Origin of the sequence: Aeromonas sp. PrichA-15 (assembly GCF_017939245.1) — a bacterium.
GTDB lineage: Bacteria > Pseudomonadota > Gammaproteobacteria > Enterobacterales > Aeromonadaceae > Aeromonas > Aeromonas caviae.
Window position 1 is genome coordinate 1 of sequence record NZ_JAGKRH010000390.1, and the last position, 879, is coordinate 879.

Annotated in this window: 1 protein-coding gene and 1 pseudogene; one reads left to right on the forward strand and one right to left on the reverse strand. The window is 55.5% G+C overall.

Annotated elements, in window-relative coordinates; genetic code table 11:
• A partial coding sequence (locus tag J9889_RS23800; protein ID WP_210558478.1) for an ISAs1 family transposase occupies positions 1 to 380 on the forward strand: 380 nt, incomplete at its 5' end.
• A gap of 11 nt (positions 381 to 391) precedes the next feature.
• On the opposite strand, the pseudogene J9889_RS24420 reads toward J9889_RS23800, so the two are convergent.
• Positions 392 to 879: pseudogene (locus J9889_RS24420) on the reverse strand (IS5-like element IS5 family transposase); the annotation flags it as partial.

An 879-nucleotide genomic window follows, 5' to 3' on the forward strand; every position in this document is an offset into this window, starting at 1 on the left:
CCGGCATAACAAGCCTTATCGCCGTGGAGCGCAGTCGCGGTCAAAAAGGCAAGGTCACGTTAGACACCCAATACTACGTCAGCTCGTTGGCGATAGAGCCGGAGCAAGCCGCCAAGGCAGTACGCCAGCATTGGCACATCGAGAACCAACAGCACTGGGTACTGGATGTGACCTATCGGGAAGACCTGAGCCGGATTGGTGACAGGGAGGCAGCAGAGGTGTTTGCCCTGTTTCGTCGCATTGCGCTGAACATGGCGCAGCATCATCCGAAGTCAATCAGCAAGCGGAGAAAAATCAAATGCGCTTGCTGGAGTGATGATTTTCGAATGGAGATGTTTTTTGGCGTGACGACAGATGCGAATTGCTCGCAAAAAGTATAATCCCGCCCTGGCTCCACCTTGGCCCGGATGCTGGCTTTCATGTATTCGATGTTGATGGCCGTTTTGTTCTTGCGTGGATGCTGTTTCAAGGTTCTTACCTTGCCGGGGCGCTCGGCGATCAGCCAGTCCACATCCACCTCGGCCAGCTCCTCACGCTGTGGCGCCCCTTGGTAGCCGGCATCGGCTGAGACAAATTGCTCCTCTCCATGCAGCAGATTACCCAGCTGATTGAGGTCATGCTCGTTGGCCGCGGTGGTGACTAGGCTGTGGGTCAGGCCACTCTTGGCATCGACACCAATGTGGGCCTTCATGCCAAAGTGCCACTGATTGCCTTTCTTGGTCTGATGCATCTCCGGATCGCGTTGCTGCTCTTTGTTCTTGGTCGAGCTGGGTGCCTCAATGATGGTGGCATCGACCAAGGTGCCTTGAGTCATCATGACGCCTGCTTCGGCCAGCCAGCGATTGATGGTCTTGAACAATTGGCGGGCCAGTTGATGCT